The sequence below is a fragment of the Kordia aestuariivivens genome (assembly GCF_014397005.1).
Classification (GTDB): domain Bacteria; phylum Bacteroidota; class Bacteroidia; order Flavobacteriales; family Flavobacteriaceae; genus Kordia; species Kordia aestuariivivens.
This window is the reverse complement of sequence record NZ_JACGWS010000001.1, coordinates 186,391-199,369: the sequence shown is the minus strand read 5'-3', so window position 1 is coordinate 199,369 and position 12,979 is coordinate 186,391. Positions and strand designations below refer to the sequence as shown.

Sequence of the window (12,979 nt, the reverse complement as noted above, 5' to 3'; positions counted from 1 at the left end):
CAAAGGAAGTAGATACTATTTTTTACCTCTTTTTTTAGTACATTTGAGTATATAGATAAATTCAACATATTACATGAACACTATAAAATCTTATGTCGAAACGCATAAAAATCGTTTCATTGATGAACTCATCGAACTTCTAAAAATTCCTTCAATAAGTGCTGACCCAGCATATACACAAGATGTCATTGATACTTCTGCCGTTATTAAAACCAGTTTGGAAAAAGCAGGTTGCGATCATGTAGAAATTTGCGAAACGCCTGGCTATCCTATTGTATACGGACATAAACATATTTCTGACGACTTACCAACTGTTTTAGTCTACGGACATTACGACGTACAACCGCCAGATCCTTTAGAACTTTGGGAAAGTGGACCATTTGAACCAATTATCAAAAAAACAGAAATTCATCCAGAAGGCGCTATTTTTGCGCGCGGCTCTTGCGATGATAAAGGGCAAATGTACATGCACGTAAAAGCATTGGAATTGATGAACGCAACCAATCAATTACCTTGTAATGTGAAGTTTATGATTGAAGGCGAAGAAGAAGTTGGCTCTGAAAGCTTAGCTTGGTTTGTAGAACGCAATCAAGAGAAACTTGCCAACGATGTTATCCTGATTTCAGATACTGGAATGATTAGCAACACACAACCTTCTATTACCACAGGTTTACGGGGATTAAGTTATGTTGAAGTTGAAGTTACAGGTCCAAACCGCGATTTACATTCTGGATTGTACGGTGGCGCTGTGGCGAATCCGATCAATATATTAGCAAAAATGATTGCTTCGCTTCATGATGAAAACAATCGCATTACCATTCCTGGTTTTTACGATAAAGTAGAAGATTTATCAACGGAAGAACGCGCTGAAATGGCAAAAGCGCCTTTCTCGCTAGAAGAATATAAAAATGCACTCGATATTGATTCGGTGTACGGTGAAGCAGGTTACACAACTAACGAACGCAACTCCATTCGTCCAACCTTAGATGTTAACGGAATTTGGGGAGGATACACTGGCGAAGGCGCAAAAACGGTCATCGCAAGTAAAGCGTATGCTAAAATTTCGATGCGTTTAGTGCCAAATCAAGAATGGAAAGAAATTACCGAATTATTTAAAACACACTTTGAAAACATCGCGCCAAAAGGTGTGACAGTCAAAGTAACGCCTCATCATGGCGGACAAGGCTATGTAACTCCAATTGACAATATTGGTTATCAAGCAGCAAGCAAAGCGTATGAAGAGACGTTTGGCGTTCCTGCCATTCCACAACGTTCAGGCGGAAGTATTCCAATAGTTTCGCTCTTCGAAAAAGAATTAAAAAGCAAAACGATTTTAATGGGATTCGGCTTAAATAGTGACGCAATTCACTCGCCAAATGAACACTTTGGAATCTTCAATTATCTCAAAGGAATTGAAACCATTCCACTGTTCTACAAATACTACACAGAACTTTCTAAGTAATAAAATAATACCTAAAAATCCGCTTCGTGCGGATTTTTTCTTTTGTACTAAACTTGTTTCAACCTCTTAAATTATAAAGTTTTTGGGCGTTACCACAAATGTTCATTTCGAGAAAACCTCAATGAACATTTGCGGTCAGGCTTTCCGCTGCAAGTCCTCACTATCGTTCCGGGCTTTTCACTGCAATCCTTAACGCGGTTTTGAAATTATTTAACCTCTACACTTGTAGAATACAAAATTTAGTTCTACATTTGTAGAGTAATATTGCACGGATTCCTGAGAAATGAGCAAATTATTAGTTCGATGTCGACCGAAATAGTAAACTGCAAATTCCTTATCAGAATCAAAAAACATGAGTTGAAAATGAAATTATCAAAAACAGAAGAACAGTTAATGCAGCATTTATGGAAACTTGAAAAAGCGTTCATGAAAGATATTTTGGAACAATACAATAATCCAAAACCTGCAACAACAACGATTGCTACACTATTGAAACGTATGACTGATAAAGGATATGTTTCGTATGCAACGTTTGGAAAATCGAGAGAATACTTTCCATTAATCAAAAAGGCGGATTATTTTTCCAATCATTTGAATGGATTGATTAAGAATTTCTTCAATGATTCAGCGTCACAATTTGCTTCTTTTTTTACAAAAGAAACCAACTTATCAGATGATGAATTACAAGAATTAAAAAAGGTTATCGATCAACAAATAAAAGACAATAACAAATGATCACGTATCTTATAAAATCAGGATTGTGCTTAGCATTGGTACTTTTAGTATACAAAGTATTGCTTGAGCGCGAACGCGTATATGTGTTCAACCGATATTATTTACTGTTTGGATTGTGCTTTTCGTTTATAGTTCCTTTTATTCCTATGGTAAGTTCAGTTGCAATTCCTTTAGTAGAAAACAATTCAGGGTTAATTATTGAAAATACAGAAGCATTGCCATTAAATATGTCACCACAAGAAGCTTCGAACCCAATTTCATGGACGCTCTATTTAGTAGGTTTGTACGCTATTGGCGGTTTGTTTTTCTTTTCACGATTTACGTCTAATATTTATAAAATCTTTCGAAAAATTGCCGAAAACACAAAAGCATTCTACAAAAAAGCGTCGTTGGTTTTACTAAAAGAAAATGTAGTGCCACATACGTTTTTACACTATATATTTATTGATAAAGAAGCGCATGATTCTTCAACTATAGCGAATGAATTGTATACACATGAACTCGCTCATGTTTCACAAAAGCATACCTTGGATATTATTTTAATTGAATTGATTCAGATTGTATTTTGGTTCAATCCACTACTTATCTATTACAAAAAAGCAATACAGCTCAACCACGAATTTTTAGCGGATGATGCTGTACTAAAATCAAACACTCAGATTCCAGCCTATCAACAATTATTGCTCGATAACGCAAGTTGGAATCATAACTTATACTTGGCCAGTAATTTAAATTTTTCTGTAACTAAAAAAAGACTACAAATGATGACAAAACAAACATCTCGTGTTCGCGCTTGGCTCGTTGCCTCGCTGACAATTCCAATATTTATGGGCGCACTATTTTTATTTAGCACAAAAGTGGTAGCGAAAGAAGCAACTGCGGAATTGATAGAAACTATAAAAACGCAAACGATCGTTCAGCAAGAGCAAGAAGATCCAAAAGATTATTATTATAAAAATGTGACGTTTATTTTTGAAGATGCCGATGGAAATAAAGTCAAAAAAAAGTATACGGAGCTCACCAACAAGCAAAAAGAAAACTTAAGACAGCCGCCAAAAACACCTGTAGCAAGACGTCCAACAGCTAAACTTTTAAATGATTGGAAAGATAAAAAAGGTTTTGCTATTTGGTTGGATGGAAAGGTGATTGACAACACTGAAATTTCAAATCATGATATTGTGCATTACACAGGAAGTCGTGTGGCTAAAAATGCGAGAAGCAAACGTTTTCCGCAATTGTATCAAATGCGTTTGTACACAACTGCTGGTTTTGAAGACTTTAAAAGAGAAATAACAAATCCGTTAGGTAAACGTGCTGTTATACATTCCAAAGAAGGTTCATATAAAAAACCTATGGGAAAGAAAAAAGTAAGCGCTAAAAAAGAAACAAAAACTGTACAACAAGAGCTTGCGGAGATTAATAAATTAGGTATTAATTACGTAAATGAAAAAAGTGGTCCTAATGAAATGGAGATTCCTACGAAAGCGGAAATAGTCATGAAGCAAAATAGAAAAGACATCGTAGTGATGATTAATAAAAACGGAGATTTTCTAGTGAATGAAGACTATGTCTGTAAACTAAATAGTTTAGATAAGTTTGTAAAATTGGAGCTTGCTAAAATTCTACATAAAAAATCGAGAACAGCTTCAATTCGGTATGACAATGCTATTTCAAAAGATTTAGTAAACAAAGCGGTTGCAATCTTAAAAAGTAATAAAATTTATGATATTACAATTATAACAGCTGATTCTGGAGAGGAAATACGATTGCCGCCACCGCCACCAGTGCCTAAAAAACCTTTAGTAGCGGAAAAAGAGATAGAAGTTCCAGCACCAAAAAAACCTGTAGTCGTGGGAAAAGAGGTAAAAGTTCCAGCATCCAAAAAACCTATGATTAAGGAAGTTGAAATTCCTGATGCGCCAACAGTTCAAGAAACTGCAGACGTAGCAAGAATGCACCGAAACATTAAAGGTCAGAAGGTAGAAACCATGATGATTAATGGCAAGAAACATTATTACGTAATAAAAAATGATTACAAATATATTTACAACGAGAAAAGTCAATTGGTAGATAAAAACGGAAAATTACTTCCGCCGCCTCCGCCTCCGCCAGCAAAAAAAAAGAAGAAAGGATAGCTGAAATTTAGTATCGTTTTCAAACAATTTATAAAAGAGTCTCAATATTGAGGCTCTTTTTTTGTAACATTTCTATACATTTTGCGTTCTTATTGTATCATCTTATATCATCAATCAAAAAAAAATCATCTTATGTTGAAACAATTTTTTCTCGTCTGTTCGGGCGTTGACCTCAACCTCATACGTGAATGTAGCGATGGCGAACAAACTAAATATGCAGGAATTGGCGCTACCGTTTTCTTTACCGCGCTGATGGCTTTTATAGCCGGAAGTTATGCTTTGTATACCGTTTTTGATAATCCGTTTGCCGCTGTCGGCTTTGGACTTATTTGGGGATTGTTGATTTTTAATCTCGATCGCTTTATTGTATCTACACTTCGTAAAAGAGAGAATAAGTTTGACGAATTTTTACAAGCCACACCACGAATTATTTTAGCAGTTATTATCGCAATTGTGATTTCGAAACCGTTAGAGTTGAAGATTTTTGAAAAAGAGATCAATCAAGTGTTGTTGGAACAGAAAAACGAACTCACACTTTCTAATAAAGATCAAATTGCTTTACAATTTACACCCGAAATTGAACAAGTTTCACAAGAAATTACACAATTAAAGGGTGATGTTATTACCAAAGAAAAAGAGGTAAATGATTTGTACGAGACGTTTATCGCGGAAGCAGAAGGACGAAAAGGAACTGAAATTATTGGAAAAGGTCCTGTGTATAAAGAAAAACGTGAAAAGCATGATGCAGCTTTGCAGGAATTACAAGCTTTGCGCGCTGAAAATAGTAAAAAGATTGAAACGAAAGAACTCGCTATTGCAGATTTGATTGCGAAACAGAAAGAACAAGAAGCAACCACACAACCAATTATTGACGGATTTGATGGTTTAATGGCGCGTGTGAATGCGCTTGGCGAATTGCCTTGGCTTCCCTCCTTTTTTATCTTTTTGTTGTTCTTAGCGATCGAAACGTCTCCAATTTTTGCCAAATTGTTTACGTCTAAAGGTGAATATGATTTGAAGCTTCAAGATGCAGAAGATGCTGTAAAAACTTGGGTTACCCAAAAAGTACATCAACGCAAAACGTTGTTGCAAACAGATCAATCCTTGAATAATAAAGTATATGCTGATATTGCTGAAGAAGACGAAGTGTACAATTACAAACGCAAAAAAGCGCGTGAGTTAATGCAATTACAAGCAGATGCTTTTTTTAATTTACAGAAAAAACAGTTTTAAACCATTGAACTTTTTAAATGTTTGATCATTCGCTGTTGCGCTTTTGCTTGTGCAATTTGGAGGCTGCTTGCAAATTCGCTATCAGCAACTGCTCTGTATAGCACTTTACCGTTTTTGTAAACGATCCACCAATACTTACTTTCATTGAAGTATTCTGCCTTTAAATGGTAACCATCTTCTGTAAAAACTTCCTTGAATTTTTTATTTCCTTTCCATCTCATAGGTGCATAGGTTAAGATTTTGGAATTAAAAAGTAAGAAAATTATTTGAAATAATTTGTATTTATGGCGATAAATGTTCTAAAAACTAGTTAAATAGCTACTAAGGCTTGTATAAATGTTCTGAACTTATAGTAAATTTAAGCGTTGCATTAACTCTTTTCGATTGGCTCTACTCACAGGAATTACATCTTGTTTTATAAGTACACTATTATCTTCTATATCCACAATTTTTGTGGTATTGATAATGTAGGAACGATGTACTTTTAAGAATAAATGACTTGGCAATTTTTCCTCTATTTTTTTGAGTGTAGAGTGTACAACGTAGTTTTTGTCTTCTGCTTTGATTTTTATATAATCGCCTTTTGCTTCAATCAGGCAAATATCGGGAATGTTTATTTTTACCAAACGACGATCAATATTTACATATAAATCATTGCCTACTGCTTTTGTGTCTCCTGAAGTCGAAGGTGTTGTTTCTTCTGGTTTTGCCACTGTTGCATTCCGATCTTTTATGCGATCAACGGCTTTGGCAAAGCGCTCAGGCGTAATTGGTTTTACTAAGTAATCAATGACACAGTCGTACTCAAAAGCGTCCAATGCAAAATTCCGATCAGACGTTGTTAATATAATTTGTGGCGGATTTTTTAATGTTTGAATGAAGTCAAATCCAGAGAATGCTGGCATGTGAATATCTAAAAAGATCAGGTCAACTTCGTTTGTGTTGAGATATTTTATGGCATCAATTGCATTATCAAATTCTTCCGAAATTGTTAGCTTTTCAATCTTTTTACACAATTGCTTTGTTATTGCTCTTGCAGCAGCTTCATCGTCTACAATTATACATTTCATAAGTAGGTAGGCTTATATTTTCATTAAAAATTCTTCCATCTTTTGCAGGATACTAAGAAACGTTTCATAGCGCTTGGGATTTCCTTTTTTTAGCTCTTCCTCAAAAGAGATTGCAAAGCTATAGCTTTTTTCGAGTCCTAAAATACTAATTTTATGTTTAATTTTATGTACATGTTCGGCTGAATTTTGATAGTTTTTATTCTGAACACTTTCTATAAACGCTTCTTTTTCCTTTGGAAGTTCTTTTTTTAGGATTGTAATCAGGCTTGCTTCAAACTCTGCATCGCCATCGGCAAGTTCTTTTATGTAGGATAAATTTGGGGTATCTAACTGCATTTTATTTTTTAATTTTAAAGAAGAATGTGGTTCCTTTTCCTTCTTCAGATTCTAAATAAATTTCACCACCATAAAGTTCAACAATCTTTTTTACAATTGATAGCCCAATTCCTGTAGATTTTCCTTTTTTGTCTAAGGTTTGGAATATTTTGAAGATTTTATCGTGATAGGCTTTGGAAATACCAACACCATTGTCCGAAATTGAAAACTTCCAATGTTGTTTCAATTCTCTGAACTTCACTTCTATTTTTCCTTCTTCTTTGTCAATGTAATTGATTGCATTACTGATTAAGTTTTGAAATAATTGCTTGACGCGTGTTTTATCAGCTCTGATCGTTGGTAAGTTTTCTGGATAACTAAATTTTATGTGTTCAGGAATGTACAGAATTGTTTTAATTTCTTCTAAAACTTCTTTTACTTTTACTTTTTGGACAACTAAAATATTTTTATCGTTTACACTAGAATAGCGCAAAATACCGTCAATAAGCGCGTCCATTTGTTCTAGTTTGTTATTTAACTTATCAAAAGTTTCATTGGCACCTTCGTCCAACACTTCTTCATAATCTTCTTGAAACCAAGACACTAACGCGTTGATACTTCGCAGTGGTGATTTTAAATCGTGTGATACAATGTGTGCAAAATCGTGAAGTTCTTTATTACTTCGCTTCAAGTTTTCTAAAAGTTCTTTGTTTTGACTTTCCGCTTCTATGGTACGTTCTAGGTTTACTGCATTTGTTAACTGAATTGACACTAGGTTTGCTACATTTTTAAGTAAGCGCAAGTGTTCTTTGGAAAAGAAGTTTTTTGCTGAGTTTTCAGAATCTATGATTCCGACGACTTCTCTATTGATAATAATTGGCACCGTTATTTCAGAGAAACGCCTTTTGTCATCAACTACATAACGTTCATCTTTACTTGTATCACCAATTAGTTCTGCTTTTCCCGTTTGTGCTACATGTCCAACAATTCCTTTTCCAATCGGAATGTATATTTTATTTATAATTTCTTTGTTCTTATCTACTTTAGCACCATATCCAGCAATTTGCTCCAAGACCTTTTCTTCTTTGTTGACTATATAGACAACACAGTCTTCAAATCCTAAGTCATGTGCTGTTACATTAGCAATTTCCCAAGCAATATCATGAATGGTTAATTTTCCGATGAAAGAGCGCGTTAGGTTGTTTAATGTATTTAGAATTAAACGCCTTTTATTTTTTTCTGTGACGTCTTCAATTAATGCCAATTGGTATTTTATGTTTCCTTTACTATCGCGAACTGCTGTTACTTTTGTTTTGGATAAAAAAGCGGTACCATCTTTACGTCTGTAGCGTTCTACAAGACTGTAATTATTAATGTCTCCAGCTACCATTTGATCGTAATACTTTTTTGATTCTTCGTGCGCTTCTTCAAAAGAAAGATCTCCCAAAGGAATTCCCTGCAATTCTTCTTCTGATTGTTGCATTAATTTTTGGAAAGCATTATTTGTTTTGATGATTTTACGATCTTGTGCCAACACAATTCCCAGTGTTGAATTGTCTACAATGGCGGCGAGCTGTTCTCGTTGTTCTTCAAAGCTTACAGCATTTTCTTTGGCACTTGTAATGTCTCTCACAACGCCTTGTGCTGCAATAATTCTCCCTTCTTCATTGTGAATTAAACTCGAATTGATTTGAACCCACTTTACTTCTTTGCTTTTGGTGTAAATTCTTGCTTCGTAGTTTGTAAATGAACCTTCTTCAATGAGTTTTGCAAAAGAATTCATTGCGTATTCAAAATCAGCTCTGTAAATAATATTGACAACATTTAATTCTTCTTCTTTGATGTCATATCCAAATAGCTTTACGGCTGCATCATTCATTTTAATGACATTCCCCATGGTGTCCATGACGATGAATGAGTCCAATATATTTTCAAAGAAAACATCATACTCATGTGTCTTAGCTTTTAAAGCTTCGCGTGTTTCTAACAGTTCGCTTGTGCGATGTAAGAGTATTTCTTCTGCTTTTTCGCGTGCTTTCTTTTCGTTCTGAAGCGCTTGCTTAAGGGATTGAATCGTTTCTTTCATTGAACGCAAATCTAGATGACTTCGGGTTTTGCGCTTGAATATACTAAATTCCGTATAATTTTTCGTTTTAAAAGAAAATTAACCGATGATCTACACGTTTAGAATTGAGTAAAAATGTGAGAAACAGAAAATAAGTGTGTAGTATCGTTAGAAATTAATTACTTCATTGACCATCCAATAGTCAACTACGCGTTGTATTTTGCGTATGTAATCTTCGTAACGTAAAGGTTTTATAATGTAGCCTGCAATTCCTAATTTGTAACTTTCTAACATGTCTTGATGATTGTTTGAAGTTGTTACAATAATTGCCGGAATATAACGCAAATGCTGATCTTCCTTGAGTTCTTTCAGGAATTCAAGTCCGTTCATTTTTGGCATGTTTAAGTCCAATAGAATAACATTAGGAAGCTCTTCTTTCTTTTTCAAGATTTCGAGCGCCTCCTCTCCGTTCTTAGCTTCAAGTATTCGGTGCGTAAATCCAAGTTTTTTCATGGATTTTTTGAACTTTAATACTTCAATCTCGTCATCTTCGATAAATAAAAACGAAAGATTTTCCATTGTAGGTTTTCTTATAATATCAGCAATTAATTCATAAATTTCCTCTTTATCTTCGAGATTGCCTGCTTCTTTCGATTAAATTAAATTTTAAGAGGGTTGAATGACCTTTTAATACAGTTTAGCGGTTTTACTACTGCTGTATTTTTTTGGATTATTTTGTTTTTGTTGAAAGAATTTTCTCGTAGTGCTCCAATAAATTAGCAGGTTTATGTACTCGTTTTGTGCTTGGGGGATATTTTTCTAGTAAGCTTTTTGGACGAATAGGTCGTTGCGTAAAATTTCCACCGCAATTTGGACACACACTTTTTAATATTTCTGTCGCGCAGGTTTCACAATAGGTACATTCAAACGTACAAATCATTGCTTCCGATGCATCGAAAGGTAAGTCTTTGTTGCAATGTTCACAGCTTGGTCGAATTTCTAACATATCGTGATTGTAATTATTGATAATTTGCTAATTCTGCTTGTTGTTTTTTGGTCATTCCTTTGATGACTAATTGATACGAATCATCGATAAGTTCTTGAATGAATTTGGTTGAAAATTCTCGATGATAAAGTTCAACCGTATTCCAATGTGTTTTACTCATGTGAAATCCTGGTTTGATACTTTCGTATTCCTCCCGAAGTTCAACTGCTTTTTCAGGATCGCATTTTAGATTTACAGAAGCGATTCCAGCTTCCCAACCTTTTAAAGAAGTTAATGCGAACATTTTACCTAAAACTTTAAAAACCAACGTATCTTGATCAAAAGGAAATTCTTCTGTAACTGCAGGTTTAGAAATACAGTATTGACGTAACAATTCAATATTCATACATATTGTTTTGAAAACAAGATATAAAAAACTTTCGAATACGGATTTTAATATACTGATTTTGTAGTATAAGAATTAAGCCTTAATATCTGATTTTTTTGGTGATGTGTTGCTTTTAGATTTTTGCTTTGTAACTGTTTTTTGAGTTGGTGCAATATCCAAGCTTACAAGAACATCATTCAGATAATAAACTACTTTATCTATTAGTGACATCTTATTGTTATTTAGGTTACTGCAAATATACGGCAACAATGCTTATAAATAGATCCTATTTTCTTTAAATGAATGTAAAATATCGATGAAATACATAACAAAACCGACTAGCTTTTATTTTGTTTCTGAGGTTTCTGTTTTTTTCAGGTACAAACACGTAAGTTATTCAACTACACTATTTTAAATTTCACGTTTTGTCTTTAGTTTTTCTTAAGATACGTTACATCTTCTTCCGGAAGTGTAATTTCTGAATAATCCATTTCCCAACCTATCGTTTCTACAATTTTTTCGATGATTAAAATAGCGTCTAAAGCTTCCTTTTTTGCGATTTCCAACAAACCACTTTGTGGCACTTTATCAATGATGTGTTGTTTGGCTTCTTGGTTTAATTTTGTTAAGTCTTCTGCTCCGAATTTATTCAACAAACCTTCTTTTATATCGTAGTAGGTAAAGTCCGTTTCTACCGTTAAAATTTCTGGTTGTGGAAAGTGAATGATTCGAACTTGTTTTTTATCAACATCAGTTTGTAGTCGCAATTTCTTCAAATCATACCCAACACTGGCTTTCGCCTTGATGACAATAAGCGCTCTTTTTTTACTTGAAATCATTCGTAAAAAATGCGCCGATTTATCTTCGTAATGATAAATTTCACTAAAATCGCCTTCAACCGTTGTTAGCTTGCAAACATTTTTAATTTTATCAAGCAATAAATGTGATTGATGCTTTGTGCGTTTTCCTGATTGTTTTTTACCGATGAAATCGTATACAAAATAAGAGACAATTCCTCCGATCAATACTGCTAAAACTATATCCATATATTGAGACATTTACAACAATCATACCTAATTATTGCATCTACAAATCTAAACTAATTTTAGTTAAATGTATTTTAGAGAGAAAATTATGCGCAACAAACTATTATGAAATCCCTAATATTCGATTTCTTTCTTTGATAGTTTCTTCAATCTCTTCTTGTGTACGGATAAATAATTCTATAATGGCATTTTCTATGTTTTCATTTTCATTAAGACCATTAAACACATTCCGAATCATTGACGAGCCATACGGCTTTCCGTTTCTACTTGTTACCTTCTTTTCTTTTAAGATTTTTAGGACGCCATCTGTGTAATGATATCCTAAAATTTCTTTGAGCTTTCTACGTTGTTCTTTACGTATCATACCTATTCTTAGCTTTATATATTTAGTAATTGTTATATTTGTGTCGATTTTATGCCACAAAACATAGAACTGACAGTATAATATTACAAACTATTTTCTATATAATGAAATTTTATGTAGAGTAATTTCCAAAAACGATGAAAATAATCGACAGAATACTCCTCTTTGTGAATCATAAAAATATGAGCATGCGGACGTTTGATACGTCAATAGGCGTGGGAAATGGCTACACTAGCAAGCAATCAAAATCTAGGGCTTCCGTAGGTAGCAACGTCTTGGAGCGTATAATCGATGAGTATCCTGACTTAAATCCACTATGGTTAGTTACGGGAAAAGGCAATATGATTTTGGAAATAGAGATCACAGACGAACCACTCCCCGATTATGGAAAATCTATTGATGACATTTTAGAAAACAAAATTGAACGCATTGTCGAAAGACAACTAAAAAAAATTAACGAAAGATTAGATACATTTCCAACAATCGAAGAAATTAGTTTAGAGATTCAGAAAAAATTAGGATCTTAATAAGGTCATTCTACTAGAACAAAACTCATCACTATTCCTGTCAGACTGCACGATAAAAAATGATTCTATTGAGAATCAACGGTATACAATTCCTGTCTTTTCCGAAAAAACGCTATACGTATTATTAAATTATGTATATTTACGAGTTGCTAAGCTTGTGCTGATTTACTGTCAGTTTAAGTGACGTTTTACCAACTTTTAAAAACTATACACTACAAATTGTTAATTTTTGTAGATTTATTTCGACATAAGATGAAAATAATCGACAGGATAATTGAATTTATCAAGTATAAAAATATGAGTATGCGTGCCTTTGATATCTCAATAAAAGTAGGCAATGGATACACTAGTAAACAATCTAAATCGAATGCTTCTGTTGGAAGTGATGTTTTGGAGCGTATAATCGACACGTATCCAGAACTCAATCCTTTATGGTTAATTACTGGAAAAGGAGATATGACTATAAATATTAAAAATTCTAAAGAGCCACTTCCCGATTACGGAAAATCCATTGATGAAATTTTAGAAAATAAAATCAAGCGTATCGTACAAGAACAACTCAAAGACTTTAGTAATAAGTTAGAATCGTTTCCTACGTTGGATCAAATCAGTAAAGAAATTCAAAAAAATTTAAGAGGAAAATAATAAATTACT

Annotated in this window: 16 protein-coding genes; 6 read left to right on the top strand and 10 right to left on the bottom strand. The window is 33.7% G+C overall.

Features of this window, described 5'->3' with window-relative positions; genetic code table 11:
- Positions 1-73: 73 nt before the first annotated feature.
- From H2O64_RS00880 to H2O64_RS00865, 4 genes are all read left to right on the top strand, one after another.
- Positions 74-1,462 (top strand): dipeptidase, encoded by a 1,389-nt coding sequence (locus H2O64_RS00880; RefSeq protein ID WP_187560245.1) that lies wholly within the window; start codon positions 74-76, stop codon positions 1,460-1,462.
- 363 nt (positions 1,463-1,825) lie between these two features.
- The gene (locus tag H2O64_RS00875; protein WP_187560244.1) at positions 1,826-2,197 is read left to right on the top strand and encodes a BlaI/MecI/CopY family transcriptional regulator; all 372 of its coding nucleotides are present in this window, start codon (positions 1,826-1,828) and stop codon (positions 2,195-2,197) included.
- Complete coding sequence (locus H2O64_RS00870) at positions 2,194-4,332, top strand: M56 family metallopeptidase (protein ID WP_187560243.1); 2,139 nt, start codon at positions 2,194-2,196, stop codon at positions 4,330-4,332. The genes H2O64_RS00875 and H2O64_RS00870 overlap by 4 nt, the downstream gene beginning before the upstream one ends.
- Positions 4,333-4,464: 132 nt before the next feature.
- Positions 4,465-5,565, top strand: a complete 1,101-nt coding sequence (locus H2O64_RS00865) for a DUF4407 domain-containing protein (RefSeq protein ID WP_187560242.1) — start codon at positions 4,465-4,467, stop codon at positions 5,563-5,565.
- Here the strand turns inward: H2O64_RS00865 and H2O64_RS00860 are convergent.
- The 10 genes from H2O64_RS00860 to H2O64_RS00815 all read right to left on the bottom strand — a co-directional run bounded on the left by H2O64_RS00860 (position 5,562) and on the right by H2O64_RS00815 (position 11,798).
- A complete protein-coding gene (locus H2O64_RS00860; RefSeq protein WP_187560241.1) occupies positions 5,562-5,786 on the bottom strand; it encodes a hypothetical protein in 225 nt (74 codons plus the stop codon). The two genes, H2O64_RS00865 and H2O64_RS00860, sit on opposite strands and share 4 nt — an antisense overlap.
- Positions 5,787-5,912: 126 nt before the next feature.
- Positions 5,913-6,635, bottom strand: coding sequence for a LytR/AlgR family response regulator transcription factor (locus tag H2O64_RS00855; RefSeq protein ID WP_187560240.1), 723 nt, complete (start codon positions 6,633-6,635; stop codon positions 5,913-5,915).
- A gap of 12 nt (positions 6,636-6,647) precedes the next feature.
- Complete coding sequence (locus H2O64_RS00850; RefSeq protein WP_187560239.1) at positions 6,648-6,971, bottom strand: Hpt domain-containing protein; 324 nt, start codon at positions 6,969-6,971, stop codon at positions 6,648-6,650.
- A gap of 1 nt (position 6,972) precedes the next feature.
- A complete protein-coding gene (locus H2O64_RS00845) occupies positions 6,973-9,036 on the bottom strand; it encodes a PAS domain S-box protein (protein WP_187560238.1) in 2,064 nt (687 codons plus the stop codon).
- Between the two features lie 147 nt (positions 9,037-9,183).
- Complete coding sequence (locus H2O64_RS00840; protein ID WP_187560237.1) at positions 9,184-9,594, bottom strand: response regulator; 411 nt, start codon at positions 9,592-9,594, stop codon at positions 9,184-9,186.
- A 151-nt stretch (positions 9,595-9,745) separates the two neighbouring features.
- Positions 9,746-10,021 (bottom strand): DUF1272 domain-containing protein, encoded by a 276-nt coding sequence (locus H2O64_RS00835; protein ID WP_187560236.1) that lies wholly within the window; start codon positions 10,019-10,021, stop codon positions 9,746-9,748.
- A 13-nt stretch (positions 10,022-10,034) separates the two neighbouring features.
- Positions 10,035-10,406 carry an MmcQ/YjbR family DNA-binding protein gene (locus H2O64_RS00830; RefSeq protein WP_187560235.1) on the bottom strand — a complete coding sequence of 124 codons (372 nt, stop codon included), beginning with the start codon at positions 10,404-10,406 and terminating at the stop codon, positions 10,035-10,037.
- Between the two features lie 75 nt (positions 10,407-10,481).
- Positions 10,482-10,619: a hypothetical protein gene (locus tag H2O64_RS00825; protein ID WP_187560234.1), complete on the bottom strand. Its 138-nt coding sequence runs from the start codon at positions 10,617-10,619 to the stop codon at positions 10,482-10,484.
- Between the two features lie 200 nt (positions 10,620-10,819).
- On the bottom strand, positions 10,820-11,434 hold the full coding sequence (locus H2O64_RS00820; protein WP_187560233.1) for a DUF4230 domain-containing protein: 615 nt from the start codon (positions 11,432-11,434) through the stop codon (positions 10,820-10,822).
- A 103-nt stretch (positions 11,435-11,537) separates the two neighbouring features.
- A complete protein-coding gene (locus tag H2O64_RS00815) occupies positions 11,538-11,798 on the bottom strand; it encodes a hypothetical protein (protein WP_187560232.1) in 261 nt (86 codons plus the stop codon).
- A 137-nt stretch (positions 11,799-11,935) separates the two neighbouring features.
- On the opposite strand from H2O64_RS00815, the gene H2O64_RS00810 reads away from it, so the two are divergent.
- Together H2O64_RS00810 and H2O64_RS00805 are read left to right on the top strand one after the other, a co-directional pair.
- A complete protein-coding gene (locus tag H2O64_RS00810) occupies positions 11,936-12,325 on the top strand; it encodes a hypothetical protein (protein WP_235982725.1) in 390 nt (129 codons plus the stop codon).
- Between the two features lie 297 nt (positions 12,326-12,622).
- Positions 12,623-12,970 carry a hypothetical protein gene (locus tag H2O64_RS00805; RefSeq protein ID WP_235982723.1) on the top strand — a complete coding sequence of 116 codons (348 nt, stop codon included), beginning with the start codon at positions 12,623-12,625 and terminating at the stop codon, positions 12,968-12,970.
- Positions 12,971-12,979 lie beyond the last annotated feature (9 nt).

Excerpts from the sequence above, each read along its gene's own strand:
- H2O64_RS00880 (WP_187560245.1), top strand. The coding sequence starts at position 74 with ATGAACACTATAAAATCTTATGTCGAAACGCATAAAAATCGTTTCATT.
- H2O64_RS00875 (WP_187560244.1), top strand. The coding sequence starts at position 1,826 with ATGAAATTATCAAAAACAGAAGAACAGTTAATGCAGCATTTATGGAAA.
- H2O64_RS00870 (WP_187560243.1), top strand. The coding sequence starts at position 2,194 with ATGATCACGTATCTTATAAAATCAGGATTGTGCTTAGCATTGGTACTT.
- H2O64_RS00865 (WP_187560242.1), top strand. The coding sequence starts at position 4,465 with ATGTTGAAACAATTTTTTCTCGTCTGTTCGGGCGTTGACCTCAACCTC.
- H2O64_RS00860 (WP_187560241.1), bottom strand. The coding sequence starts at position 5,786 with ATGAGATGGAAAGGAAATAAAAAATTCAAGGAAGTTTTTACAGAAGAT.
- H2O64_RS00855 (WP_187560240.1), bottom strand. The coding sequence starts at position 6,635 with ATGAAATGTATAATTGTAGACGATGAAGCTGCTGCAAGAGCAATAACA.
- H2O64_RS00850 (WP_187560239.1), bottom strand. The coding sequence starts at position 6,971 with ATGCAGTTAGATACCCCAAATTTATCCTACATAAAAGAACTTGCCGAT.
- H2O64_RS00845 (WP_187560238.1), bottom strand. The coding sequence starts at position 9,036 with ATGAAAGAAACGATTCAATCCCTTAAGCAAGCGCTTCAGAACGAAAAG.
- H2O64_RS00840 (WP_187560237.1), bottom strand. The coding sequence starts at position 9,594 with ATGGAAAATCTTTCGTTTTTATTTATCGAAGATGACGAGATTGAAGTA.
- H2O64_RS00835 (WP_187560236.1), bottom strand. The coding sequence starts at position 10,021 with ATGTTAGAAATTCGACCAAGCTGTGAACATTGCAACAAAGACTTACCT.
- H2O64_RS00830 (WP_187560235.1), bottom strand. The coding sequence starts at position 10,406 with ATGAATATTGAATTGTTACGTCAATACTGTATTTCTAAACCTGCAGTT.
- H2O64_RS00825 (WP_187560234.1), bottom strand. The coding sequence starts at position 10,619 with ATGTCACTAATAGATAAAGTAGTTTATTATCTGAATGATGTTCTTGTA.
- H2O64_RS00820 (WP_187560233.1), bottom strand. The coding sequence starts at position 11,434 with ATGGATATAGTTTTAGCAGTATTGATCGGAGGAATTGTCTCTTATTTT.
- H2O64_RS00815 (WP_187560232.1), bottom strand. The coding sequence starts at position 11,798 with ATGATACGTAAAGAACAACGTAGAAAGCTCAAAGAAATTTTAGGATAT.
- H2O64_RS00810 (WP_235982725.1), top strand. The coding sequence starts at position 11,936 with ATGAAAATAATCGACAGAATACTCCTCTTTGTGAATCATAAAAATATG.
- H2O64_RS00805 (WP_235982723.1), top strand. The coding sequence starts at position 12,623 with ATGAGTATGCGTGCCTTTGATATCTCAATAAAAGTAGGCAATGGATAC.